Raw genomic sequence first — 23,960 nt, 5'->3', positions numbered from 1 at the left:
ATGGCAACCTTCACCCAGCGGCCACGGTTGCTGCTTTCAGCATTCTTGATGAATACCTCCAGCCACATTCTCGGCGGAATGTGGCGCCACCCGCAGGCGCAACAGCATCGCTTTAACGAACTAGGGCTGTGGGTCGATCTGGCGAAGAAGCTGGAAGCGGCCAAGTTTGACGCACTATTTTTCGCGGACGTAGTGGGACTTTACGGCAACCATGAGGGCGGTTGGGCTTCGCTGGCACGCAAGGGATTACAGGTACCCAGCCATGACCCGCTGGTGCTGCTCTCCGCGTTGGCGGCCAGCACGAAGGACATTGGTCTGGCGATGACCAGTTCGGTCATCCAAGCTCACCCCTTCCAATTTGCCCGCCAGATTTCGACCCTGGATCATTTGTCCGAAGGTCGCGTGGCATGGAATATCGTCACCAGTGTTTTGGAAAACGCGCACCGCAACTTCGGTGGCAAGCAATTGGTGGCTCATGACGACCGTTACGGCTGGGCTGAGGAATATGTGGATGCCGCGTACAAGCTCTGGGAAGGCTCGTGGGAAGACGCGGCCCTGCTGGCCGACAAAGAATCTGGGATCTACGCGGATCCGACCAAGGTGAATAAGATCAACCACCGCGGCGAGTACTACTCCATCGATGGACCGCATCTGGCTATTCCCAGCGCGCAGCGCACCCCATTCCTGTTCCAAGCCGGTTCTTCACCCCGTGGGTCGCAGTTCGCCGCGACCCATGCCGAAGCCACCTTCCTCTTCGCGCCGCACGCCGAGTATGTTGCCAAGAAGAATGCGCAGTTGATCGCGAATTTGTCGGCTGCCGGGCGTACGCGCGAGGACATCAAAGTTTTCGCGGGCCTGTCCTTCGTCGTGGGCTCCAGTGAGGCTGAGGCCAAGGCGTTGGAAGCCGAATACGATGACTATCTCGATTTGCATGCCATCATCGCGCATATTGGCGGCGGAATTGGCGTAGATCTTGGGGGACTGGATCTGGACACGCCCTTAGGCGATATTCAGACCGAAGGAGCCCAGGGTGTACTGGAAGCCGCGCGGGCCTCGGTTCCCGGAGGTAATCCAACCCTCCGCGACCTGGCATACTACCGGGCCAAGGCCCAGCAGATTGTAGGCACCCCGGAACAGATTGTTGATGAGCTGCAGCGCTGGCAGGAAGCGGGAATCGATGGGGTCAACGTGATGAACCACGTGCTGCCCGGCTCCTACGATAACTTCATCGACGGGGTGTTACCCGAATTGCGTCGGCGCGGGTTGGCGCAGGATGAATATGCTCAGGGTACTCTGCGCAACAAGGTTTTCGGGCGCGGCAATCTGCTACCGGAACATCACCCGGCAGCCAAGCACCGTGGTGCCTTCGCGGAACACAGCGCCGCAGCCAGCGACCGGGTGGAACAACTACTGGGCTAGAGGCTAATCGTGGACCACGAAGTTGGTTGGCTTCGTGTTAAAGCGAAAAAGACGCTAAGCGTGCCTGCGCCGGACTACTAGTTCGGCGCAGGCACGCTTCGACGCTCTGCAGCCGCAACGCTAGGCGGTGCCGGTCTAGAACCGTTGCAGAAGCAGGGGCGTGGATGTCTGGACTGCCAGTGCCAGACGAATGTTATCAGTCAGGTTCGATCCGTGCTCTGGGCTTCTGACCCCGAAGTGTTCCATTGCCCGAGGGGAGGGGACGATCAGCACAAGGGTTCCTATATCAGCGAAAAACGGTTCTAACCTGCTCCACGAACCGGCACCCAATGATCCCAGCGGCTAAGGCCTACCAGCCGGGCCACGGCCAACCAATAGGCCAAGGTTGGCCAATTGTTCGCTGAATCCCTTCCAAATTTCTTGGGAACACCCTTAAATAGAGTGATGGATATACGCCCCTGCACCGAGTCTGACCTCGACCGATTATTAACACAGTGGCAGGTAGCTGGGAACGTTCATGAGGCACACTTTGCGGGTCAGTCCGCTGGTGCCACCACCTATCTGGTTGCGTGGTGCGTGGATGAGCCACTGGGCTCGGCCGTGATCCAGTGGTCCGGGTGCGTTGGAGAAAACGCTCGGCAGGCATTTCCGCAGGCCGTTGAAATCAACCATTTGCAGGTGCGCGAAGAGTACCGTGGTCGGGGCATTGGTACGGCGTTAATCGCCGCGGCCGAGCAGCTGTGTGCGAGTCATAGCAAAACCTTGGTGACGGTAGGCGTGGCAGATGAGAATCCCGAAGCCGAGAAGTTATATCACAAGTTGGGTTATCGGCGCAGTGGGGTGAGCGATGTGAGCCGGTACGTTTGGGTCGCTCCCGATGGAACGCGGCAACAGGCTGAAGAACACGATCTATTGCTGCTTAAGAATCTCGGCTAAATCATCTTCGAGGAGCCATGCAGCTGTCGCCGAAGTACAAGGTGAAGGTGTCCGAAATATTCAAAGCGTTCTCAGGCTGCTGTTGCGCGGCTCATTGCGAAGAGAGCGCAGCACGCTAATCTGCCATCTAGGTCTAGCGGGTGTCGGCATCCTCAAAGATCAGCAGTGTCTGAGTGTCCAATACAGTGGGTAGCGATTGCAGGCGTTCAAAAACTACGCGGCGTAAATCCAGATTGTCTTTGGCTCGGACCAAGAGCAATACATCAAAATTGCCGCCGACCAATCCCACATGATGCACCTCGGGAATCGAGGCCAGATGATCACGTAGCTCCCGCCAAGAATGCTGACGTAGCTTCAAGGTGACATAAGCGCTGGCCTTCAGCCCGGCTTTGACCGGGTCGATCACCGCCGTATACCGGGTAATGACTCCGGCCTCCTGTAGCCGTGAAATCCGCGAATAGGCGTGAGCCCGGGAAATGTGCACACGTTGCGCCACCGTAGTCACCGACTGGCGCCCATCACGGGTTAACTCGGCAAGAATTGCCTGATCCACATCATCGAGTTTGATCTCGGTATCCTTGCTCATTTGAGCTCCTTTGGGCTGGACGGACAGGAACTGACCAAATAGCGACCTGAAACAACTATTTGTCTTTTATTATAGGCAAAATACTCACAACTTTCTGCGATTTTACCGGCGACTGGCGACAAAACGTCAACTCTCCTCATAATTGGAACCAAAGGATGTTTTGGTGAGTGAATTCACATGTCATGGTGTGTATTCACCCGAAGTTGGAGAAAGGCGGGGCACCATGAGCTCGGAAGCACGCGAAGATCTCATCGCTGAAGTCAGCAGTAAATTCGGAATTACCCCCGAAGATTACATGTTGCCTGCACGGCACATGATCAACCTCTTGAACCCGGACGGGTCGTTGCGTTCGCACGATGAGCAGGGCACCGAACCCGGTCACGAATACCCGTTGCCCAGTCCGGCAGAACTGATCAACGCTTACGAAGCGCTGATCGTGGGCCGCCGAGTCAACGACCAGAACTCGGCGCTGGTTCGCCAAGGCCGGATGGCTGTGTATCCGTCCAGCCACGGTCAGGAAGCCTGCCAAGTAGCGGCAGCCCTGTGCCTTGAAGAGGGCGACTGGCTTTTCCCTACCTACCGTGACTCGGTGGCCGTAATGACCAAGGGGGTTGCCCCGATGGAAGTGATGACCAGCTTCCGGGGTGAATGGCACTGCGGCTATGACTCCAAGCAATACCAGGTGGCTCCGATGGCCACACCGTTGACCACCCAGTTGCTCCACGCCGTGGGTGTGGCCCACGCGGCCAAGCTGCGCGGGGAAAAGATCGTGGTGGTGGCCATGTGCGGTGACGGCGCCACCAGTGAAGGCGACTTCCATGAGGCACTGAACTTCGCGGCGGTATTCCACCTACCGGTGATTTTCTTCGTCCAGAACAACAAGTACGCAATTTCCGTGCCGCTCTCCGCCCAATCCGTGGCCCCATCGCTCGCCCACAAGGCCGTGGGTTATGGCATGGCCGGCGAGCGCGTGGATGGCAATGACTTGATCGCCTTGATGGCGGTCATGGGTCGCGCTGTGCGTCTGGCCCGTGAGGGTGGGGGACCACTGCTCATTGAGGCCCACACCTACCGGATGCAGGCTCACACCAACGCCGATGACGATAAGCGGTACCGCGAGGACGCGGAGGTGGCCGAGTGGGTAGCCAAGGACCCGGTGAAGCGTATGGAAGCCTATTTAGCTGACTCCGGATTGTTAGGCGAAGAAGTGAGCCAGCGGATTACCGATCATGCCGAGTCGGTGGCTAAGACGCTGCGCGATGGCATGAACCAGGACGCCGACACCGACCCGGCTGAACTATTTGCCCACGTGTACGCCCAGCCCACACCACAGCTGCAAGAACAGGCCGCCATGCTGGCCGATGAACTAGCCCGCGAGGAGGCCTAAAATGAGCGCAACCACATCCGCAGTAACCAGCAACGTTAGCTCCGAAACTGCTCATGCTGCTGCAGCCAAGGCCGCAGCTAATCAGCCGGTCACCTTTGGCAAGGCTCTGAATACCGCATTGGCTGACGCGCTGAGCGCCGACGAGTCGGTGGTGATCTTCGGGGAAGACGTCGGAGTGCTCGGTGGGGTATTCCGCATCACCGATGGGCTCACTCAACGCTTTGGGAAGACCCGTTGCTTTGACACGCCGCTGGCTGAATCCGGCATCGTGGGTATGGCCGTAGGCATGGCGATGAATGGCATGCGTCCGGTCATTGAAATGCAGTTTGATGCCTTCGCCTACCCAGCTTTTGAACAGATCGCTTCGCACGTGGCTAAAATGCGCAATCGCACGCAAGGGCGTTTGCCACTGCCCATGGTGATCCGCATTCCTTATGCCGGCGGCGTGGGCGGGGTGGAGCACCACTGTGATTCCTCCGAGGCTTATTACGCCCATACCCCGGGTTTAAAGGTGTTCACCCCAGCCACTGTTAGCGACGCCTACCTGATGTTGCGCGAAGCCATTGACTCACCGGATCCGGTGGTGTTCTTTGAACCGAAGAAGCTGTACTGGTCCAAGGATCAGGTGGATCTGACCGAGTTGGCCGAACAGTATGAGGCGCAACGTGCAGCCAAAGCGGAAGGCAAGGCCCGGATTGCTCGCGCCGGATCCGATGCCACTTTGATCACGTATGGTCCGAGTGTCTCGATTGCGCTGGAAGCAGCTGAAATGGCCGCTGAAGAGGGGCGTAATCTTGAGGTCATCGATATCCGCACCATTGTGCCGTTTGACGATGAGACCGTCTCCGCCTCGGTGCGAAAGACCGGGCGCGCTGTGGTGATTGGTGAAGCCCAAGGCTTTGTTTCGGTGGCTAGTGAAATTGCCGCCCGGGTGCAGGAACGCTGTTTCCACTCGCTGGCAGCCCCGGTGCTGCGCGTGACCGGATTCGATATCCCGTTCCCGGCACCCACCTTGGAAAAGTATCACCTGCCAAGCGCAGAGCGAATTTTGGACGTTGTTGATCAACTGCAGTGGGAGGCCTAGAGAAATGAGTGTCAAGACTTTCCTGCTCCCGGACTTAGGTGAAGGACTCACTGAAGCCGAACTGGTGCGCTGGATGGTCAACGCCGGAGATACCGTGGCCGTTGATCAACCCATCGCCGAGGTAGAGACCGCCAAATCCCTGGTGGAGATCCCTTGTCCTTTCGAAGGGGTAGTCCACACCCTGCATGGGGATGCCGGACAAATGATGTTGGTGGATGAACCATTTATCTCGGTGGAAACCGGGGGAGCGGACACTGCCTCAGAGGTGGGCGAGCAGGTGGTTGAAGGTGCGCAGTCCTACCGTGAGGAAGAAATGGCCGGCACCCAGGTCCCGGAAGAAGACACCGGTAGCGGTAACGTTCTGATTGGTTACGGAACACCCGGCGGGAAGAGTAAGGGGTCGCGCCGTCGCCGTGCGCGGGCGGTTGTTAACGATCGCACGCCGGCACAGACCAATCCGGTTCAGGCACCTCTGGTGATCAACCCGATCGTGCGCAAGCTGGCCCGAGATCACGGCATCGATATCGCCACCGTCACCGGCAGTGGTGAAGGCGGAATGGTGTTGCGCAGCGACATCCAGGCGTTGGTATCCACGCCACAGCAAGCCCCCGCCCAACCGGCCAGTGTTTCCGCAGCCCCGAGAAACGCACCGGCAACGAGTCCCGCATCGGAGCCAAGTGCTGAGGCTGCGCTGGATTCACGGACCGGATTGCCGGTTGCTGACAGCACCATGCTCAGTGGGGTGCGCAAGACCATTGCCCATGCCATGACCACCTCACGCCGGGAAATCCCGGAAGCGACGGTCTGGGTGGACGTGGATGTCACCAAACTACTGAAGTTCCGCGCTAAGTATAAGGAAGAGACCGGTAGCGCACCGAGCATGCTTGCACTGATCTCGCGGTTTGCGGTTCAGGGGTTGAAGAAATTCCCTGAACTCAACAGCCGGATCGAGGTGGGTTCCGACGGTCAGCTGACGCAGACCCGATTTGACGGAGTAAATCTGGGTTTTGCGGCACAAACAGAGCGTGGCTTGGTGGTGCCTAACGTGCGTGGAGCACATCAGCTGAATGCTGAAGAGCTTTCCGCCGAGTTCGCACGGCTGGCCGCCCTTGCCCGTGATGGAAAGGCTCAGGTTGCTGACCTCTCCGGAAGCACCTTCACCATCAACAACTACGGAGTGTTCAATGTTGATGGTTCGGCCGCCATTATCAACTATCCCGAAGCCGCGATCCTAGGCATCGGTCGGGTAGTGCAGCGGCCATGGGTGGTCAACGGCAAGATCAAGGTGCGTTCGATCTGTGAGCTCACGCTGAGCTTTGATCACCGGGTCTGCGATGGCGGAACGGCCGCAGGATTCCTCCGTTTCGTCGCCGACGCGATGACCAACCCCAAACGTTTGATCGTTACTCTGTGATAGCGAAAGTACTCGCCCGGTCTACAGCCGGGCGAGTACTTTTTAAACCAAATGATTTGCCTTAGCGAAGTGGTGCAGGAATGATTGAGGCCTAGCGCACCCTCTCAGCAGACATTCAGCCAAGGCCTGGATGCGGCCAGTGGGCAAGGAGTAGATCAATGAGTTCCGCGGCAACGCCAGCTGGTAATCGACGTAAACCGCTCGTGACGATTCTCTTGGTGGTTCCCGCACTCGTCGTGGCCGTGACCTGGATGCTGCTGTTTGAGCAGCTGCCCGAGACGTTGGCCACCCACTGGAGCGGCACCATGCTGCCCGATGGTTTTAGCGCGACCACGCCAACCTTTATCACCTGCTTGGCGATCAGTGTTTTCGGCGCAATTATCGGATTGATTGGGCTGCGTGTGTCCAAGACCGGATGGCGTGCCGGGATGCTCTTTGCCGGTGGGCTGGCCGGGTGGACCTCGGCGGCTGGGGTCTGTGTGTCGGCTTTTACCACTGCCCTAGCCGGCGACCCGGAACAAGCGGTGTTGGGTGGCTGGCTCGTCCTGCTGATTATCGGTTCCCTGATGGGCATCACCCCTTATTGGTTGAGCGGACTGAACGGCGAATTGATGCGCCAGAGCGAGTACACCCGTGCCGTCCGGTTGGCCAAGGCGCATGGTCATCCCTTGCCGGAACCTTTGCCGGTTCCCGAAACCCCTTTTAGTAAGAGTGTCAACGCTCCAGCGTGGGTGTGGATTATTGCTCTGCTCACCCCGGTAGTGGTCGTGCTGACGATGATCTCCCTGCACGAGGAAACTTCCGGGTTCGTCATCTCGCTGGTCCTATTACTGGCGATTAGTCCCTTGCTCCTAGGGATGTGCCGTCTCAAGGTTCAGGTTGATGATCGGGGCCTGGTCGTTTCCTCGGCTTTATTGGGCTTCCCGATGCGCAAGATTTCCTTGGAGGACATCGAGTCGGCTGAAACCGAACCCATCAGCCCGAGCCAATGGGGCGGCTGGGGTTGGCGATTCTTCCCCGGTGGATCGGCACTGGTTTTTGGTGCCATGGACGGGCTGACGGTGCACACCACCGGTGGTAAACGCTTCGCGGTAACCATGGCCGGTTCCGAAGAAGTCCGTGATCAGCTCCTAGCACGCATGAACCAGCGCACTACGGACTAGGCTTCGCCTAGTGAAACAGTAACCCTCGCGAACAACACGCTTATGCGTAGGATCTGAAGAGTGGATGACAAACCCTTCAACCTGCGCGAGATTGCCCTCAAGGTGTATTCACCCTCGCTCCTCTATGGGCTAGCCATCGGGGCAGTGACCCCGGTGATCACTCTGTCGGCCTTGGAACGCGGCGCCTCCCTCGCCACCGCAGCACTAATCGTCACTCTGCTGGGCGTGGGCTCGCTGGTTGCCAATGTACCAGCGGCGATCCTCACCAGCCGGATTGGTGAACGCGTCAGCATGATGCTTGCCGCGTTATGGGCTGCACTGGGCATGACACTGGGGATTCTGCCCAGCAACGTCCCGGCTTTTGCGCTGGGGGTGGTCATGGTAGGGATGGCCGGCGCGGTTTTTAACCTCGCTCGGCAAAGCTATCTGGCTGAAGCGGTACCACTGCGCTACCGGGCCCGAGCCATGTCTACCCTCGGCGGGGTCTTGCGCATCGGCGTGTTCCTGGGACCGTTTATTGCCACACTGGCGATGACATGGTTGGGACTTCAAGGCGCCTACTGGGTGGGTGTCGGCGCCATGCTCAGTGCGATGCTGATCTGCTGGTGGATTCCGGAACTTGTGAGCAAAGTTGAGCCGGGTACGGCTCGTGCCGCAAAGGATGATGAACCGTCCATGGCGTTGATAGCCAAGCAGCGGTGGCGCATCCTGGCAGGCCCGGGACTCGCGGTGATCTGCATTGCGGCGGTGCGCTCCACACGCAACGTAGTGATTCCCTTGTGGGGTCAGCACATTGGGCTGGACGCGGCCACCATCTCACTAATTTATGGGATCTCCGGGGCCATTGACATGTTGATTTTCTATCAAGCCGGAAAGGTGATGGATCAACGAGGCCGCGTTTGGGTGGCCGTGCCGTGTATGACGATTATGGCTCTGGCACTATTTCTCTTGCCTGCCACGGCACAGATGTGGACGATGCTGGCCGTAGCGATGCTACTGGGCTTGGGCAACGGTATCGGATCGGGCATTGTGATGACCTTGGGCGTGGACTATTCGCCAAGCCGCGGTCGAGCCAAATTTTTGGGCCTGTGGAGGCTCATGTCAGATGTCGGCGCGATGGGTGGACCCGCGCTACTATCCGGGTTGGTGGTGGTGGCCAGCCTGAGCAGCGGGATTTTCGCTATTGGAGGGATCTCTGTCTTGGGGGCGCTACTCTTTGGCTATTTCATCCCGCGCACTGGCCGGCCACGCGACTAGCGACGGCGGGTGGCCGGCCGGGACGGGCCGAGCACGACCGAGCGCAAACATAACCCCACCACGAACGCCGTGGCGAGAATGTGCAGTACCCCCAACCCCGCATACAGCACTAATAACCCGGTCGGTACCTGCTGGATGTGCGGGTGCGGCAGCGCCCAAGAGAGCAGTAAGACCAGCACCCAGCAGATCAGCGCCACAATCCCTAGACGACGAGACCACCTACTGGGTTTGCTGGGGGCGGCCAAGGGCTGCCGACTTTGCAGGATCGCGCAGGCTGCGACCATCCAGAACCCTGCCACGACGAACCCCGCAGCGATATCCGAGGGACGGTGCCATCCAGAGATCAACGTTGCCAGACCGGTAACCGTGGCAAAAGACCAAGCCACCGGCCCCACCACCGGGCGTAGTTTAGGTGGTGAAATCACGTACATTAGCGCCATTGCTGCTGCCGCGGTGGTCGTGTGCCCGGAAGGAAAAGAGTTCATGGTGGTGCCGAAATTAAAATCCGGGCGCTCCAGCACCACATGCTTGAGCAGCTGAGTGGACCCTACCGCCAGGGCAACAGCTAGCGCAGCGAAGATAGCCCGAGAAAACCTGCGGTCGCGGATGACCCGGTAGATCAGAAACAGGGCCGCGATCGCTGCACAGATCGCGGGGAGGAGATCTAAGAAATCCCGCACCGGGCTATCCAAACCGGTCCGCGGCCACCATTGCGTCCACGCCGTGAAAGCAACCTGATCGGACCATTGCCCGGGGCGCGAGGTCACGAAGAAGACATATTCGATGATCCCAATAATCGCCAGTAGCGTCAGCGCCCACCACCACCGAAGGTGTCGGGGACGTGAGATGACGGAGGAAGCGTGCATAATTCAACAGTGCCATATTTTGGCTTGTCTCATTGTGGGCGCACTGCGCGTTTTCTCACAGATTGATTAGGCTAGAAGGTATGGAATTTGAATTACCCAGCCTCGAAGAGCTTCGTGAAAACGCTTTTGTGGTGCGCCTACCGCTGCGCGTGATGTTCCGCGGTGTCGTGCAGCGCGAAGCCCTCTTGCTCCAAGGGCCTGCCGGCTGGGGCGAATTCTCCCCATTTTTAGAATATGGCCCGGCCGAATCCTCCCGCTGGTTGGCTGCCGGAATCGAATCGGCTTACCAGCCGTACCCGCAAACCACGGTGACACAGATCCCGGTCAACGCCACTTTGCCGGCGGTGACACCCGAGCAGGTCGCCCGAGTGCTGGGTCAATACGATGAACCGCACACCATCAAGATTAAGGTGGCTGAGGCGGGACAGATTTTGCAAGACGATATCGCTCGGGTGGCTGAAACCCGACGGCTATACCCGGACGCGAAGCTGCGCGTGGACGCTAATGCAGGCTGGACCTTGGACCAAGCTGTTCCGGCGCTGAGCCGGCTGAGTGAGTATGACTTGGAATATGCCGAACAGCCGGTGCCGGAAATTGCCGATTTGGCTAGGCTCCGCGAACGCTTGGCTGCACGCGGGGTGCAACTGAAGATCGCGGCGGACGAGTCCGTGCGCAAGCATACGGACCCGGTGGAAGTGGCGCGCGTGGGCGCCGCCGACTTAATTGTCATTAAAGCCCAGCCGCTGGGCGGGATCGCTGCCGCCTTGGATGTGGTTCAACAAGCGGGACTGGATGCGGTGGTTTCAAGCGCCTTGGACACCTCCATTGGTCTGGGTCAGGCCACGGCCCTTGCCGCGAGCCTGCCGGAGCTGAAATATGCCTGTGGCTTATCCACCGGCACGCTGTATAAGGATGACATCAGCGAAGAACCGTTGATCGCTCAGGCCGGGTACTTGAAGGTGGGCCGCCCCAGCGTGAGCCGAGCCAAGATTCGGCACTACAGTGTCGAACCAGATGCTTATGACTGGTGGATGCGCCGTCTTGCGGCGAGCTATGCGCATCTTCAAGAACAGAGCCAAACTGATTCGTCGTTTACGTGTAGTTAACCTCTAGGCTCTGACTTGGTCACTTTTACCTGTCAGGCTCATTTCGCCCACGTTGCGTTGGGTTTTGTGAGTACCACCAAGGAAAGTGATCCGTTATGGAGTGATCCCGCCGCCTGCTTCCGATGCACGGCCATACCCGCGGTAACCGTGCCGAGGCGACCTGCCACTACAAGTGTGGCGACGCCTGTGCACAACCCGATGCGAACACCTCGGACAACCTGTACTTTAAGGACATCGCCGATGCCGCGCTCAGCCGCCGGAAAATGTTGGGCCTGGGAGCGTTGGGCGCTGCGGCCATGGTCATCGGGCCGGACCTGCTCTCGGCCCCGGCCAGCCACGCCAGCTCCACAGCCGCGGCGGGACCAGGTAGCGGCAAGCTTCCCTTCACCGCGATCCCGCCGACGTCACGCTCGGTGGACAGCATGAGCGTACCCGAAGGCTATGACTGGCGCGCCATAATTCGCTGGGGTGACCCGCTCTTTAGCCACAGCCCAAACTTTGACGGCAACAACCAGTCGGCACGGGCCCAATCCCTGCAGTTCGGTTACAACTGTGATTACCTGGACATTCTGCCGGACGGGGAGAACGCAAATACCGGTGTATTGGTGGCCAACCACGAATACACCAACGAAGAGATGATGTTCGATCCGGCTTGGCTGGAACAGAACCCGGACGAGGCCCGCCGTACCGCCATGGCGGCACACGGCTTCAGTGTGGTGGAAATCGTACGCCGTTTCACCGATCGACGCTGGAGCTACGTGCGCGGACATGGACGAAACCGCCGTTTGACCCTGCACAGTGTGTTCGCTGTCGATGGACCGGCCGCCGGCAGTGCCCTGCTGCGCACCACCGATGACCCCACCGGACAGAAGGTTCTAGGTACCTTGAACAACTGTGCCGGTGGAACCACCCCGTGGGGCACCGTACTGACCGGTGAAGAAAACTTCGACCAGTATTTCCGTGGCCGCGGCACTGATCAAGAAGCCCGTTACGGAATCAAACCGGAAGCCACCGAACGCGGATGGGAACTAACCGAACCACGCTTCGGGTTGAATCACCCAGGATACGAGAACGAAGCCAACCGTTTCGGGTGGATCGTGGAGATCGACCCACAGGATCCGGAATCTATTCCGGTCAAACACACCAGTTTGGGACGCTTCAAGCACGAAGGCGCTACGGTACGCATCGCCGAGAACGGCAAAGTGATCGCCTACTCTGGTGATGACTCCCGTTTCGAGTATCTTTATAAATTCGTTTCCCACGAGGTGTACCGCGAAGCAGACAGGTCACATAATATGAGCCTGCTGTCCTCCGGGGACCTGTACGTTGCCACCTTCAATGGGAACTCTCCGGCCGCGGAAATCGACGGTACCGGAAAGCTCCCATCCGACGGATCCTTTGACGGCAGTGGCCAGTGGGTTGCCCTAGTCAAGGACAACAAGTCCCAAGTGCCGGGCATGAGCGTTGACGAAGTACTGGTCTACACCCGACTGGCGGCCGACCGGGTCGGGGCAACGAAACTGGATCGACCCGAAGACGTGGAACCAAGCCCGGTGACCGGCAAAGTATATGTGGCACTAACGAACAACACCGAGCGCGGAGAAGTCGACAACGAAGGCGCTACCGAGGTCAGCCCACGCTTGCGCAACCGTGACGGCCACGTGTTGGAGCTAACCGAGAACCAGCAGGATGCCACCGCCACGACCTTTCAATGGAATATTCTGCTGGTGGCAGGAGATCCAAAGTTCGATTCATCCACGTATTTCTCCGGTTACCCGGCTGAGAAGGTATCCCCGATCTCCTGCCCGGATAATCTGGCCTTCGATTCCTTGGGAAATCTGTGGATCTCTACCGATGGACAACCCAGCACCATCGGTTATTCCGATGCGTTGCACAAGGTGACCTTAGTTGGTGAGCAGCGCGGGCGAGTCGAACAGTTTCTGGCTGTTCCAACAGGTGCTGAAACCTGCGGGCCGGTGGTCCGCGATCAGGACCGTTCGGTGTTCGTTGCGGTCCAGCACCCGGGCGAAGGTGGCAGTTTCCATGAGCCACAGTCCCTATTCCCCGACTATGTCAGCGCAGCGCACCGTGCCAAGCGCGGGCAATTCTTCGGACCGCGACCCAGCGTAGTGCAGGTGTATCGTAAGGGCTGGAATTTCCCTGGTATTAACTAACGGTTCTTGCTAGAACCGCACAACCCCGGTAGTTGGGCACGGGAGGATCCCGTGGCCCAGCACCGGGGTTGCGGCCGAAAGCTTTAGACTTGACGTTGTGTGCATACCGCTAAAACCCTCTGACGATCTCAACTCTCCGATGCGAAGCCCGCGGCCTGCGATCCGCACCGCACGCGAGGTCTTGGCCGGACTGGTCTCAGCAGGGATCAAGCACCTACTTCTCAGCCCAGGCTCCCGAAGCGCGCCCTTGGCCTACGCCGCGGCCGAAGCCGAAGCGGCCGGGTTGTTGACCTTGCATGTGCGCATCGATGAACGATCCGCTGGTTTCTATGCGTTGGGCCTAGCCCAAAGCACCGGTACCCCAGTAGGCATTGTGGTCACCTCGGGTACCGCCGTGGGGGAGCTTCTGCCCGCAGTGATGGAAGCCGATCATAGCGGCACTCCGCTGCTGGTGCTTAGCGCCGACCGGCCCGAAGAGTTACAGGGTACCGGGGCAAGTCAAACCACGTTGCAAGACCCCCTGTTCGCAAACCATACCCGAGCTAGCCTCAGCGTCCCGGCCGGGGAGAACCCGGGCCAGGCAGTCACTACCGCCTTGCAGGCGCTCGCCGGCGACCGGCAACACAGTGCTGGTCCAGTTCAGCTGAACTTACAGTTCCGCGAACCCTTGACACCCGAAAGTGGCTCCCGGTTAGCCGCCCAGGAATGGGCGAGCCAGCTGCAACCCGGACACTGGGATCAAGTGGACACCCCAGAGCCATCATGGGTCGATGAACCAGCCACGCAGCACCGGACAGTGGTGATTGCCGGTCATCAGGCCGGAACTCAAGCTCAAGCTTTCGCCAAACATCTGGGCTTGCCGTTGCTCGCCGAGCCCTCCTCCAACGCGCGTTTTTCAGAACAGGCCTTAGCCCATTATCGTCTGCTCCTGGCAGTAGCCGAAGAACATATCGAGAAGGTCGTGCTTTTTGGGCGCCCAACCCTCAGTCGGCCGGTGGGTCGAGTGTTAGCCAACCCGAAGATCTCTACCGCCATCTGGCAGCCGCAATCGGTGTCCTGGTATGCGCCTGGACGGCGGCGTGAACAGGTGATTGGGGAGGCGGAGCAGCTGCAGCAGTTTGCTGGCCGGGCCCCGGCCGGATGGTTGCAGGCCTGGCAGGAACTTGAAGCACAAGCACACAGTGTTGCCGAAGCAGCACAGCCCACCCAGCGGACATTGACTGGCTACCAGGTGGCACGCGCGCTCTGGGAGCAACGTACCGGCCCACTATTCATTGGTTCATCCAATATTGTCCGTGATTTCGACTTGGCTGCTGTCCCGGCTACTACTGCCGGGCCGCGCGTGTATGCCAACCGTGGGCTAGCCGGAATCGACGGGAGTATTTCAACAGCCTTGGGCATAGCCCGCGGTAGTGGACAAGCGACCCGGGCAATCTTAGGAGACATCACTTTCCTGCATGATGCCTCGGCACTGCTGCTCGCCCCGGATGAACCCACTCCAACCCTGGATGTGGTGATCTTCAACGACGCCGGGGGCGCGATCTTCTCCACCCTAGAGCACGGCCAGGTCCATGAATCAGGGGCCTATGGGCGTAGTGTGGAACGCTTGTTCGCCACCCCGCATCAGGCACAAATTAAGGCCTTAGCCAGGGCATACGGGTGGAGCTACGCGGCTCCACAAGACTATGCCGAGTTGCAGCAGGTTTTAGCTGATCAGCAACCTGACCAGGTGCGTCTGATCGAAGTGCGAGCGGATCGCGAACAGCGCCGCGCCCAGGGGTTAGCGTTGGAACAGCGAGTTGCCAGCCTTCCCTGGACGGGACACTAGGGGCTAATCTCGTGCCTGCCGCCGCGCGTGGGAGTACTCTTCGATGCTGTGGTTGAAGCGGTTCAGGTAGCTAGCGAACTGCTCAATGTCCTGTTCGCTCCATTCGTCCAAAATTCGATCCAGCTTCTGATAGGACAGCTGACGGGCAGCGGTGAGTACTTGTTCACCTTCAGCCGTCAAGGCAATTTTGCGGGCCAGCTGGCCTTCCGGATCGGAAATACGTTGCACATAGCCTTCCTTGATGGCGGCGGTGACCTGACGCTGCAGCGTTGAGCTGTCCAGCCTTAAGGTCTCGCTCAGCTCGGCGATGGACATTGGACCCTGCCCCTCGATGCGGCTCATGAGCAAGTACACGCTACGGTCCAAGCCGCCACTATGGCGGTGATGGGCGATGGTGTAACGACTGAGCATTAACTGCTCGTATTCAATGTCTGCGATATAGCGCTTCATCTGGCCCTTCCCCTAGGAGTCTGCTCCATTATAGCTTTAATGTGTAAGATACATACTGTATGTAACTTACACATTGTCTTTGGAGGGGCCCCGTGCCCCGTACCTCCACCACACCTAAACCTGGGTTTATCGTCGGCGTTCTCGCCACCGCAGGTATCGCCTCAACGCTGACCCACACCATGGTCACCCCGTTGATCCCGAGCCTGCCGGCCATTTTCAACACCTCGGCGGACAATACCACCTGGATTATCACGGCCACACTACTGGCCGCGGCGGTGGTCATGCCGATTTCCGGCCGCCTGGGTGACATGATCGGCAAACGCCGCATGCTGCTAGCACTGACTGTGCCACTCATTATTGGTGGCCTGATCTGTGCAGTGGCTCCCAACCTGCAAATTATGATCCTGGGTCGCACCTTGCAGGGGATGGGTTCGGGCATGGTGCCATTGGGCATCGCCATACTGCGGGATCTGGTACCCAAGGAGAAGTTACCTTCGGCCATTGCCACGGTATCGGCCACACTGGGAGTGGGCGGGGCGATCGGCATGCCACTGTCGGCGGCAATGATCGAGTTTGCCTCCTGGCGCATCCTGTTCTGCTTCGGTGCCCTGGTCACCTTCATTGTGTCCGCATTGATTTTCTTCTTCATCCCGAAGGTCGAAGGCCAGCCTCGCCGCCAACGCTTTGATTGGTTGGGGGCAATCGGGTTGAGCATCGGTCTGATCGGCCTGATGTTGGGTATTTCCAAGGGGTCCTTCTGGGGCTGGGGTTCACCGTTCACCCTTGGGTTGCTCATTGGTGGCGTGGCAGTGCTGTTTGCTTGGGGATTCTGGGAACTGCGCTGCACGGCCCCGTTGGTGGATCTGCGTACCGCGGTCATCCCGCAGGTGCTGCTGACCAATATCGCCTCGATCTTCGTAGGCTTTGGTATGTATTCCAGTTCGCTGGTGATGCCGCAGATCCTGCAAATGTCGAGCGCTACCAGCTATGGTCTGGGCCAGTCGGTGCTGGCTGCGGGTCTATGGATGGCCCCGGCCGGTTTGATGATGCTGGTACTTTCACCGGTCAGCGGACGGCTAATTAGCTCCAAGGGGCCAAAGTTCACCTTGGTGCTGGGGATCTTGATCATGGCCGTTGGCTACGTGGTGGGGCAGCTGGGGATGACAACGGCTTGGGGCTTGTTGATCACGGGCGTGGTCATCAATAGCGGCGTGGCTTTCGCCTAGGGCGCGATGCCGGCAATCATCATGGGCGCGGTACCGCGCAGCGAAACTGCGGCCGCCAACGGGTTGAACAGCCTCATGCGTTCGTTGGGAACCACCACCGGTGCGGCCGTTATTGGTTTGGTATTGGCACAGCTGACCATCGATTTCGGGGGCGTCGCGGTACCATCGTTGACCGGCTTCCAGGTGACGCTCTGGCTGGGTGCAGGTATCTGCCTGCTAGCCGCTGTGGTGGCATCGTGCATCCCGACTCCAGCCAAGGTGAAGCCAGAGCAGGTGCAAGCCCCGAAAACTCCTGCCAGAGCGAACTAAACCGCGATGCGCAGCACCGGCCGTTAGCCTCAGGTTAGCGGCGGTGCATGACTAACTACAGATTAAACACTGCGGGCTGCACCGATCATGGTGCAGCCCGCAGTTCATCCTAGAGAAACCTGTGCCAGGAACTTAGATATCCACGTGGGTCGGATCCAACACGCGACGCAGGAAGTCCTGAGTTCGAGGCTGCTGTGGGTTGCCGATGACTTCGGCCGCAGGGCCTTCTTCCACCACGACGCCGCCGTCCATAAAGACCACCCGGTCGGCAACTTCCTTGGCGAATGCCATCTCGTGGGTCACCACCAACATGGTCATGCCGGCCTTGGCCAGACGCTTCATAATGGCGAGGACTTCACCGACGGTTTCCGGATCCAGGGCGCTGGTGGGCTCATCAAAAAGCATCAGGGTTGGGTCCATGGACAGGGCACGCGCAATGGCCACGCGCTGCTGCTGCCCACCAGAAAGCTGGTCGGGGTAGCGAGTACCGAAATCTCCGAGACCCACGCGTTCCAGATTCTCTTGGGCAACTTTTTTCGCCTCGCTCTGCGAGCGTTTGAGCACCTTGATCTGCGCGACCGTGCAATTCTCTAATACGGTCAAATGTGGGAACAGATTGAACTGTTGGAAGACCATGCCCACCTTCTGGCGCATGCGATCCAAATCCACCTCGGGGTCGGTGGCCTCGAAGCCACCAACATGGATGGTGCCACCATTGGGCTTCTCCAACAGGTTCACACAGCGCAGGAGCGTGGACTTACCCGAACCGGAAGGCCCGATCAGGCACACCACCTGTCCTGGCTTGACTTCCAAATCGATTCCCTTGAGAACTTCATTGCTGCCATAGGACTTGCGCAGGCCCACAATGTTGGCACCGGCGGCCTGGAACACAGGCTGCTTCTCACTTTTGCTCATTGTTTGTGCTCCTAGCGTTTGGTCCGAACAGAGGAATTCTCGAACCGACGGGTGATCAGACTCAACGGAATGGTGATGACCAGGTAGAGGGCACCGGCCACGATCAACGGAGTGATACCAGCACCCAAGGAGGTGATGCCCTCACGGCCGAACTTTGTGATTTCGTACTGGGCTGCGGTCATCCCCAGAATGAAGGCCAAGGAGGAATCCTTGGTCAGCAGGATCATTTCGTTGGTCAGCGGGGGCAGCACGATTTTGAATGCTTGGGGGATCACGATGGTGACCATGGCACGCCAAGCTGGCATACCTAAGGACCGAGCCGCCTCGGTCTGCCCTTTAGGTACGGCTTGCAAACCGGCGCGCAGTGTTTCAGCGATGTAGGCCGCGGCGACCAGACCCAGAGAAAGCATGACGGTGACCGCGAATGGCCACTTCGCTTCGGGGAAGGCTGCCGGAACACCGAAGCCAAAGGCCAGCAGGACGAGAATCGCTGGTACGCCCCGGAAAAATTCAATGAAGCCGGTGGCAAACCAGCGGTAGGGGGCAAAGCTGGCCATTTTCATGAGTGCCAAGATCAGGCCTAGCACCAGACCGAACGCGAAGGAGAGCACGGTGTAGAAAATGGTGTTCTTCAAACCGATCAGTAATAGATCGGGGAACATCGGTCCGAGCTTCTCGAAAGCGAAGAAGGAAGTACGAATTTTCGGCCAGTCCGCGATGATAACGAGGACCGCGATAATCGCGACAAAAATAATGGCCTGGATGATCTTACTGATCCGGGCTCGCTGACTTGTGGTCATGGCCATGGGTAAACCTCACGGAAATAGTGGCGCGGCGGTGTCTAAGTGTCGGACACCGCCGCGCGGAATTCTTCGAAGCAAATGATGAGCGGGTTATTCTCCGCTCGAAACCGAAATTACTTCTGGCCGAGCCATTGGTCGATCATGCCCTCGAGTTCACCGGAGTTCGTCAGACGATCGAGGGTTGAATTGATGCTTTCCAGTAGTTCGGTGCTGTCCTTCGGGACGGCTACGCCCAGCTGCTCGCCGGTGGAGATCTCCTCAACGATTTCGAAGTTGTCATTGCCGGCGATGGCGTAACGCAGCACGGATTGGTTACCCAATGCAGCATCGATCTGGTTGGTGTCCAAAGCCTGAAGCTGCAGGCCGCTGTCCTCGTAACCGGTGGTTTCCAAGCCTTGTTCGCGGGCGTACTTCTCACCGGTGGTGGCCTGCTGTACGCCGACCTTCTTGCCCTTGGCGGATTCTAGATCGGTGATGCCCGAACCCTTGGCGGCAATCAGCATCAGATCATCATCCAAGTATGGGTTGGAGAAATCCATATTTGCCTTGCGTGGCTCGGTGATGGAAATCGAGGAGAGTGCCACATCGCACTGGGTGCTGAACAAGCCCGATTCGATGGAATCGAAGCTGGAGGCGATGATAGTTAGTTCAAGATCTAGATCGCTGGCGATTTCCTTGGCAATATCCACATCCAAGCCGACGACTTCACCGTCGCGGTTGAATTCAAAGGGCTCGTACGGAATGTCTGAGCACATGGTCAGTTTGCCAGCTTCGCGTGGGGTGAAACCCGCAGCAGCAGTCTCGTCGGTAGTCTGCTCCGAACCCGATCCGCCACCGCAGGCGGTCAAAGCGATCAGAGCGGCCGATCCTATTGCCAGGCTGGAGAGGAGGTTTTTCTTGAAGCTTCGCATGAGCGGAACCAACTTTCAGTAATGCGAGTAATAAGGCGTCGGGATAATCATAACCACGGAGGAACCAGAGTGAGATTCCAGTCACAAACTGTGATGTTACCGTAAGTAAAGCTTATCCTTTGGGCGGTGACTTCCCGCCCATCGCTCATTTCCCGTGAGTCATGGCGGTGGTTAGCCCAGCATAGATCGCTAACGCTCTGTGCTTTTCAATACATTCCATATCGCACACACATGATGGCTAAGTCGCACGAACAGCCAGACATCTTGCGTCAGAGATCGTGATTTTCCGACGAATTGTCTGAGCTGTATTTGGGCCTTCATCTGCTCATCGCTCCGTAGCTTGCAAGACGCTGGGGGAACGCAAAATGCACCCCGCGATGGCAGGGTGCATTGGCTAAGGTGTCGCCGTTAGCTATTTAGCGCTCGGCGTGCAGAGCCTGCAGCATCGGGCGCATCTTGGCCCAAGATTCGGCTAGCTCGGATTCTGGATCCGAACCAGTGACAATGCCACAACCGGCGTACAGCCGCATCGTGCTTTCATCTTCCAGAACCCCGCCGCGCAGCGCGATACCGAATTCACCATCCCCGCGCGAATCGATCCAGCCTACTGGGCCGGCATAGGGGCCGCGGTCCAGACCTTCTAATTCACGCAACGCCACCCCGGCCTCCTTCGTCGGAGTGCCGCAAACCGCGGCGGTGGGGTGGAATGCCTCAGCGATATCCAGCGCGCTGGGGAAGCGGCCGTTGCTTCCCGGACGTAGTTGGGCGCTGACATCACTGGCCAGATGCCAGACATTGGGCAGTTCCAAAATGAAGGGCTGCTCCGGAGCAGACATACCGTGCGAGATCGGGTCCAGAGCCAAGGTCAAAGAATCGATGGCCAGCTGGTGTTCCACCCGCTGTTTAGGATCTTCAAAGAGTTCGCGGTGTGGGTAGTTGGTATCTCCAACCGGCGCGGTGGCCCGATCCAGCGTGCCGGCCAGCACCCGTGCCTCGGCCTTGCCGTTGGTGACCCGCACTAGCATCTCGGGGGTGGCGCCGACCAGACCATCGACCGCGTAGGTCCAGCAGTTGTCGTAGCCCTTGATGAGCTCCTGAAGTACATCGGCTAAGTCGATGCCTCCGCTACTGCGGGCGATCACGTCACGGGAGAGCACCAGTTTCGAAATCTGCTCACCTTCGAGCACTTCCAAGGCCTCACTGACCGCTTCCAAGTAGGCCCCGGCCGTAAGTTGCCCGGGTAGGAGGCTGATCGAACCGTGGGCAGCCCCGGCAAAGCTTGCTTCGGCCAGTAACTGCTGTGCACGGTGCATGGCGATTTCATAGCTCAGCTCGGTGGCTGGCAGGGTGCTGCTGGTCAAGGTGATCCAAGACTTATCCCCGTCTTTGCCGAAAATGATCTCCGGAACTACCAGCCGGGATTCGTAGCAACTGGTGTAGGAGAAGGAGAAAGCGCCAAAGGCTACTGGTCCGCTACCGGGACGGTTAATCGGGTCGATCACCGTAGCGCGCTCAACCACATCGCTAAACCAGTTGCGTGCCTGGAGGAAACGATCCTCGCCCCGGGTTTTGACCCGGGCTACCGAACCCAGACCGACCAGACCATTGCCTTGGCGGGTCCAAACTAGAGCCTGGTGGCGCAACGCATCAAGGATGAAGGATTGATCGGTGCGGTCGAAACTGAAGGTCACGCTGGCAAGCGTTGGAAGATCTTCCTGTACCGGAACAGGGGAAATGACGGGCGAATCTGCAGACATGATAAGGCTAAGCCTACCGCCGAACCGCGCCATGCAGGCAGTGGCAGTGGCATCTCTCACCTCTGCGGTATCACAAAGAGTTTCCACAGGCTGCAGACAAGCACGGATAAAAGCCTGGCAATACGTCACGCCGAAGCACAAGCGGAGGACTTCATCGGTTAGAGTGATAAGAGTTTCGGAAGCGTTATGCGACCGAGCGGTCCGCCTCGGACACAAACCGAACCCGTTGAAAGACAAGTAAGCCGTAAAACAGTGACTGATTCGAAAAGCAATTGGACTGCAGCCGGGCATCAGGTCTCAAGCTCGATAGACCTGAATCCTGAAACCGCGGTTTTGGCCGCGTCCTTTAATCTTCCAGCTGGTTTTGCACCGATTGCTGAGGACCCCGACTTCGGGCCCGCGGTTTCTACCGGGTTAGCCAAGGTCGAAAAACTATTGCGTGATGCGATCGCTAACTCCGATCCGCTGATCGACGCCTCCTCGCGCCATCTGGTAGAAGCCGGTGGTAAACGAGTCCGCCCACTGCTGGTGCTGTTGACAGCCTTGCTGGGCGACGGAATCAATGACGAGGTCATTAAGGCGGCCGCGGTGGTGGAGCTGACTCACTTGGCTACGCTGTACCATGACGACGTGATGGACTCCGCCCCGATGCGTCGTGGTGCGCCTACCGCGCATGAAGTGTGGGGTAACTCCGTAGCGATTCTCGCCGGAGATTTGATCTTTGCCCGGGCCTCGGTGCTCGGTGCGGAGCTTGGCCCTGAAGCTGTGACCTGGCAGTCGCGCACCTTTGAACGGCTCTGCTTGGGCCAGTTGCACGAATGGATCGGTCCACGCGAGACCGACGACCCGATCGAACACCACCTGCAGGTAATTAGCGATAAGACCGCCTCACTGCTGGCAACCTCCGGCGCCTTCGGCGCGCGCTTCGGGCAGCGCCCGGAGTACATCGAGATTCTTCGTGAGTACGGTGAAAAGGTCGGTGTCGCCTTCCAAATCGCCGACGATGTGATCGATCTGGTCGCTACCGGCGAAGACTCCGGTAAGACCCCGGGAACCGACCTACGTGAAGAAGTTCCCACCTTCCCGGTGCTGAAGCTTCGTGAGGCTGCAGCGGCCGGGGATGCGGACGCGATGTCTGCTCTGGAGCTGGTAGACGGGGATCTGACCAGCGACGAGGACCTGGCGAAGGCCGTTGCTGCGGTGAGTGCCCACCCGGCCACCCAGAGGGCCTGGGAGGTCGCCCGTCAGTGGGCCGATGAGGCTATCACGGTGCTGGATCCCTTGCCAGATGGTACGGTCAAGACCGCGTTGATCGCCTTCGCCGATGCCGTGGTCACCCGCGAAAGCTAAGAATTCTAGAGAATAACAATCTCAGCAGCCTCGATTCGAGGCTGCTGAGATTGTTAAAAGATCAATTGTTCGCCGGGCAGTGACATCGGGTGATGCGTCGAGCGGACCGCTTCACGTAACTCATCAGCCTTTTGCGCGCGCACCTCTACCGGAACCCGGTGGCGCAGCTGTCGGTACAGCATGTCATCGGAATAGCGCGGGAATACATGCTGGTGGTAGTGCCACACATGCTGGTTACCGGCAGGTTCGTTATGCTGTCGGGTACTGGTGCCCTCGGGATTCCACGCCAGTTTCATCGCGAGAGCCACACGCTTGGTTTCCCGCATAATGGCGTTACCGACCACATCATCTAGGTCATAGAGCGTCTCTAAATGCCGGGTCGGGATGATCATCACATGCCCACCGTAGGCGCCAAAACCGTCGCAGGCCATGATCGCTGCCGCATGCTCGGTGCGGTAGATCAGATCGCTGGGTGCACATAGGTTATGTGGACCGAATTCACGGTGCTCCAGGAGCTCACAAAAGGGGCACTGGTAGCCGTGCGGAGCGTGGGACGGGAACTGCACTAATTCTCCAACTCGGCGCTGAGTTCTTCAAAGACCCAGCTGAACATGTCAAGGGTGAATTCGCTGAAGGTTCCTTCTTCGCTGCTCCAGCTGCCGCGGGCATTATTTCGGCGGTAGACGATCGGATCCGGTACATCGATCTGGTTGGTTTTGAAACCCCAGACGAACTTTTCTTCTTCGTCTTCTAGGAACAGCAGATAGCCGTCTTCAATTTCTAACTCTTCGGGGTCAAAGAAATAGTGGTAGGCCTCCATGAAGTCTTCACAATTACCCAGTGCACGATAGAACTCCTCGAGGACCAAGGGTATTTGCACCCGGGATTGCTCCAGCGCTTCGCTCAGTTCGTCACCGCTGAGCCCATCGGCTTGATTCCAGGCATCATCAAGGTATTTGGGAACAAGGGAACGGAACTTCTCTAGGAACATGTCAGCCATGTCTTTATCCTATCGAGAA

General features: G+C 58.6%; 22 protein-coding genes. 13 read left to right on the top strand and 9 right to left on the bottom strand.

The genetic code is table 11. From position 1 onward, the window contains the following. Together ACQQZ8_RS11495 and ACQQZ8_RS11490 are read left to right on the top strand one after the other, a co-directional pair. Positions 1 to 1,419: an NtaA/DmoA family FMN-dependent monooxygenase gene (locus ACQQZ8_RS11495; protein ID WP_431709942.1), complete on the top strand. Its 1,419-nt coding sequence runs from the start codon at positions 1 to 3 to the stop codon at positions 1,417 to 1,419. 444 nt (positions 1,420 to 1,863) lie between these two features. Next, the gene (locus tag ACQQZ8_RS11490) at positions 1,864 to 2,355 is read left to right on the top strand and encodes a GNAT family N-acetyltransferase (RefSeq protein WP_431709941.1); all 492 of its coding nucleotides are present in this window, start codon (positions 1,864 to 1,866) and stop codon (positions 2,353 to 2,355) included. 133 nt (positions 2,356 to 2,488) lie between these two features. On the opposite strand, the gene ACQQZ8_RS11485 is transcribed toward ACQQZ8_RS11490, so the two are convergent. Continuing rightward, the gene (locus tag ACQQZ8_RS11485) at positions 2,489 to 2,941 is read right to left on the bottom strand and encodes an Lrp/AsnC family transcriptional regulator (protein WP_431709940.1); all 453 of its coding nucleotides are present in this window, start codon (positions 2,939 to 2,941) and stop codon (positions 2,489 to 2,491) included. 223 nt (positions 2,942 to 3,164) lie between these two features. On the opposite strand from ACQQZ8_RS11485, the gene pdhA reads away from it, so the two are divergent. From pdhA to ACQQZ8_RS11460, 5 genes are all read left to right on the top strand, one after another. After that, positions 3,165 to 4,328, top strand: coding sequence for a pyruvate dehydrogenase (acetyl-transferring) E1 component subunit alpha (gene pdhA, locus ACQQZ8_RS11480; RefSeq protein ID WP_431709939.1), 1,164 nt, complete (start codon positions 3,165 to 3,167; stop codon positions 4,326 to 4,328). A 1-nt stretch (position 4,329) separates the two neighbouring features. Next, a complete protein-coding gene (locus tag ACQQZ8_RS11475; RefSeq protein ID WP_431709938.1) occupies positions 4,330 to 5,412 on the top strand; it encodes an alpha-ketoacid dehydrogenase subunit beta in 1,083 nt (360 codons plus the stop codon). A gap of 4 nt (positions 5,413 to 5,416) precedes the next feature. Further along, entirely contained in the window at positions 5,417 to 6,826 is a 1,410-nt protein-coding gene (locus ACQQZ8_RS11470) for a dihydrolipoamide acetyltransferase family protein (RefSeq protein ID WP_431709937.1), read from the top strand. Positions 6,827 to 6,984: 158 nt separating this feature from the next. Next, positions 6,985 to 7,989, top strand: coding sequence for a DUF3093 family protein (locus ACQQZ8_RS11465; protein ID WP_431709936.1), 1,005 nt, complete (start codon positions 6,985 to 6,987; stop codon positions 7,987 to 7,989). A gap of 60 nt (positions 7,990 to 8,049) precedes the next feature. Further along, a complete protein-coding gene (locus tag ACQQZ8_RS11460) occupies positions 8,050 to 9,246 on the top strand; it encodes an MFS transporter (RefSeq protein WP_431709935.1) in 1,197 nt (398 codons plus the stop codon). Here ACQQZ8_RS11460 and ACQQZ8_RS11455 read toward each other — a convergent pair. After that, on the bottom strand, positions 9,243 to 10,112 hold the full coding sequence (locus tag ACQQZ8_RS11455) for a phosphatase PAP2 family protein (RefSeq protein WP_431709934.1): 870 nt from the start codon (positions 10,110 to 10,112) through the stop codon (positions 9,243 to 9,245). The genes ACQQZ8_RS11460 and ACQQZ8_RS11455 overlap by 4 nt on opposite strands. An 80-nt stretch (positions 10,113 to 10,192) precedes the next feature. Here ACQQZ8_RS11455 and ACQQZ8_RS11450 point away from each other — a divergent pair, with 80 nt between their 5' ends. The 3 genes from ACQQZ8_RS11450 (at position 10,193) to menD (ending at position 15,220) form a co-directional block, all read left to right on the top strand. Next, complete coding sequence (locus tag ACQQZ8_RS11450; RefSeq protein WP_431709933.1) at positions 10,193 to 11,218, top strand: o-succinylbenzoate synthase; 1,026 nt, start codon at positions 10,193 to 10,195, stop codon at positions 11,216 to 11,218. A 122-nt stretch (positions 11,219 to 11,340) separates the two neighbouring features. Then, positions 11,341 to 13,392 carry a PhoX family protein gene (locus ACQQZ8_RS11445; protein ID WP_431709932.1) on the top strand — a complete coding sequence of 684 codons (2,052 nt, stop codon included), beginning with the start codon at positions 11,341 to 11,343 and terminating at the stop codon, positions 13,390 to 13,392. Positions 13,393 to 13,531: 139 nt separating this feature from the next. Further along, positions 13,532 to 15,220, top strand: a complete 1,689-nt coding sequence (gene menD / locus ACQQZ8_RS11440; protein WP_431709931.1) for a 2-succinyl-5-enolpyruvyl-6-hydroxy-3-cyclohexene-1-carboxylic-acid synthase — start codon at positions 13,532 to 13,534, stop codon at positions 15,218 to 15,220. Between the two features lie 3 nt (positions 15,221 to 15,223). On the opposite strand, the gene ACQQZ8_RS11435 is transcribed toward menD, so the two are convergent. After that, positions 15,224 to 15,670: a MarR family winged helix-turn-helix transcriptional regulator gene (locus ACQQZ8_RS11435; protein WP_431709930.1), complete on the bottom strand. Its 447-nt coding sequence runs from the start codon at positions 15,668 to 15,670 to the stop codon at positions 15,224 to 15,226. A 92-nt stretch (positions 15,671 to 15,762) separates the two neighbouring features. Between ACQQZ8_RS11435 and ACQQZ8_RS11430 the strand changes: the two genes are divergently transcribed. Together ACQQZ8_RS11430 and ACQQZ8_RS11425 are read left to right on the top strand one after the other, a co-directional pair. Next, positions 15,763 to 16,896 (top strand): MFS transporter, encoded by a 1,134-nt coding sequence (locus ACQQZ8_RS11430; RefSeq protein WP_431709929.1) that lies wholly within the window; start codon positions 15,763 to 15,765, stop codon positions 16,894 to 16,896. A 6-nt stretch (positions 16,897 to 16,902) separates the two neighbouring features. After that, complete coding sequence (locus tag ACQQZ8_RS11425) at positions 16,903 to 17,205, top strand: hypothetical protein (protein ID WP_431709928.1); 303 nt, start codon at positions 16,903 to 16,905, stop codon at positions 17,203 to 17,205. A gap of 132 nt (positions 17,206 to 17,337) precedes the next feature. Here ACQQZ8_RS11425 and ACQQZ8_RS11420 read toward each other — a convergent pair whose 3' ends face one another. The 4 genes from ACQQZ8_RS11420 to ACQQZ8_RS11405 form a co-directional block, all read right to left on the bottom strand. Further along, positions 17,338 to 18,120 carry an amino acid ABC transporter ATP-binding protein gene (locus ACQQZ8_RS11420; RefSeq protein ID WP_431709927.1) on the bottom strand — a complete coding sequence of 261 codons (783 nt, stop codon included), beginning with the start codon at positions 18,118 to 18,120 and terminating at the stop codon, positions 17,338 to 17,340. Between the two features lie 11 nt (positions 18,121 to 18,131). Further along, positions 18,132 to 18,926, bottom strand: coding sequence for an amino acid ABC transporter permease (locus ACQQZ8_RS11415; protein WP_431709926.1), 795 nt, complete (start codon positions 18,924 to 18,926; stop codon positions 18,132 to 18,134). A gap of 110 nt (positions 18,927 to 19,036) precedes the next feature. Next, positions 19,037 to 19,834 (bottom strand): ABC transporter substrate-binding protein, encoded by a 798-nt coding sequence (locus tag ACQQZ8_RS11410; protein WP_431709925.1) that lies wholly within the window; start codon positions 19,832 to 19,834, stop codon positions 19,037 to 19,039. A gap of 416 nt (positions 19,835 to 20,250) precedes the next feature. Next, positions 20,251 to 21,591 (bottom strand): isochorismate synthase, encoded by a 1,341-nt coding sequence (locus tag ACQQZ8_RS11405; protein ID WP_431709924.1) that lies wholly within the window; start codon positions 21,589 to 21,591, stop codon positions 20,251 to 20,253. A 252-nt stretch (positions 21,592 to 21,843) separates the two neighbouring features. On the opposite strand from ACQQZ8_RS11405, the gene ACQQZ8_RS11400 reads away from it, so the two are divergent. Continuing rightward, entirely contained in the window at positions 21,844 to 22,941 is a 1,098-nt protein-coding gene (locus tag ACQQZ8_RS11400) for a polyprenyl synthetase family protein (protein WP_431709923.1), read from the top strand. Between the two features lie 53 nt (positions 22,942 to 22,994). On the opposite strand, the gene ACQQZ8_RS11395 is transcribed toward ACQQZ8_RS11400, so the two are convergent. Next, positions 22,995 to 23,507: an HIT family protein gene (locus ACQQZ8_RS11395; protein ID WP_431709922.1), complete on the bottom strand. Its 513-nt coding sequence runs from the start codon at positions 23,505 to 23,507 to the stop codon at positions 22,995 to 22,997. After that, positions 23,507 to 23,941: a hypothetical protein gene (locus ACQQZ8_RS11390; protein WP_431709921.1), complete on the bottom strand. Its 435-nt coding sequence runs from the start codon at positions 23,939 to 23,941 to the stop codon at positions 23,507 to 23,509. Before ACQQZ8_RS11390 ends, ACQQZ8_RS11395 begins: the two co-directional genes overlap by 1 nt. Positions 23,942 to 23,960 lie beyond the last annotated feature (19 nt).

Origin of the sequence: Glutamicibacter uratoxydans (assembly GCF_050753455.1) — a bacterium.
In the GTDB taxonomy this organism is placed as follows: Bacteria; Actinomycetota; Actinomycetes; order Actinomycetales; family Micrococcaceae; genus Glutamicibacter; species Glutamicibacter uratoxydans_A.
The sequence above is the reverse complement of the archived record's forward strand: the minus strand, read 5'-3'. Positions and strand labels throughout refer to the sequence as shown.

Coding starts and splice junctions, on each gene's coding strand:
- ACQQZ8_RS11495 (WP_431709942.1), top strand. CDS start 1: ATGGCAACCTTCACCCAGCGGCCACGGTTGCTGCTTTCAGCATTCTTG.
- ACQQZ8_RS11490 (WP_431709941.1), top strand. CDS start 1,864: ATGGATATACGCCCCTGCACCGAGTCTGACCTCGACCGATTATTAACA.
- ACQQZ8_RS11485 (WP_431709940.1), bottom strand. CDS start 2,941: ATGAGCAAGGATACCGAGATCAAACTCGATGATGTGGATCAGGCAATT.
- pdhA (WP_431709939.1), top strand. CDS start 3,165: ATGAGCTCGGAAGCACGCGAAGATCTCATCGCTGAAGTCAGCAGTAAA.
- ACQQZ8_RS11475 (WP_431709938.1), top strand. CDS start 4,330: ATGAGCGCAACCACATCCGCAGTAACCAGCAACGTTAGCTCCGAAACT.
- ACQQZ8_RS11470 (WP_431709937.1), top strand. CDS start 5,417: ATGAGTGTCAAGACTTTCCTGCTCCCGGACTTAGGTGAAGGACTCACT.
- ACQQZ8_RS11465 (WP_431709936.1), top strand. CDS start 6,985: ATGAGTTCCGCGGCAACGCCAGCTGGTAATCGACGTAAACCGCTCGTG.
- ACQQZ8_RS11455 (WP_431709934.1), bottom strand. CDS start 10,112: ATGCACGCTTCCTCCGTCATCTCACGTCCCCGACACCTTCGGTGGTGG.
- ACQQZ8_RS11450 (WP_431709933.1), top strand. CDS start 10,193: ATGGAATTTGAATTACCCAGCCTCGAAGAGCTTCGTGAAAACGCTTTT.
- ACQQZ8_RS11445 (WP_431709932.1), top strand. CDS start 11,341: ATGCACGGCCATACCCGCGGTAACCGTGCCGAGGCGACCTGCCACTAC.
- menD (WP_431709931.1), top strand. CDS start 13,532: ATGCGAAGCCCGCGGCCTGCGATCCGCACCGCACGCGAGGTCTTGGCC.
- ACQQZ8_RS11435 (WP_431709930.1), bottom strand. CDS start 15,670: ATGAAGCGCTATATCGCAGACATTGAATACGAGCAGTTAATGCTCAGT.
- ACQQZ8_RS11425 (WP_431709928.1), top strand. CDS start 16,903: ATGCCGGCAATCATCATGGGCGCGGTACCGCGCAGCGAAACTGCGGCC.
- ACQQZ8_RS11420 (WP_431709927.1), bottom strand. CDS start 18,120: ATGAGCAAAAGTGAGAAGCAGCCTGTGTTCCAGGCCGCCGGTGCCAAC.
- ACQQZ8_RS11415 (WP_431709926.1), bottom strand. CDS start 18,926: ATGGCCATGACCACAAGTCAGCGAGCCCGGATCAGTAAGATCATCCAG.
- ACQQZ8_RS11410 (WP_431709925.1), bottom strand. CDS start 19,834: ATGCGAAGCTTCAAGAAAAACCTCCTCTCCAGCCTGGCAATAGGATCG.
- ACQQZ8_RS11405 (WP_431709924.1), bottom strand. CDS start 21,591: ATGTCTGCAGATTCGCCCGTCATTTCCCCTGTTCCGGTACAGGAAGAT.
- ACQQZ8_RS11390 (WP_431709921.1), bottom strand. CDS start 23,941: ATGGCTGACATGTTCCTAGAGAAGTTCCGTTCCCTTGTTCCCAAATAC.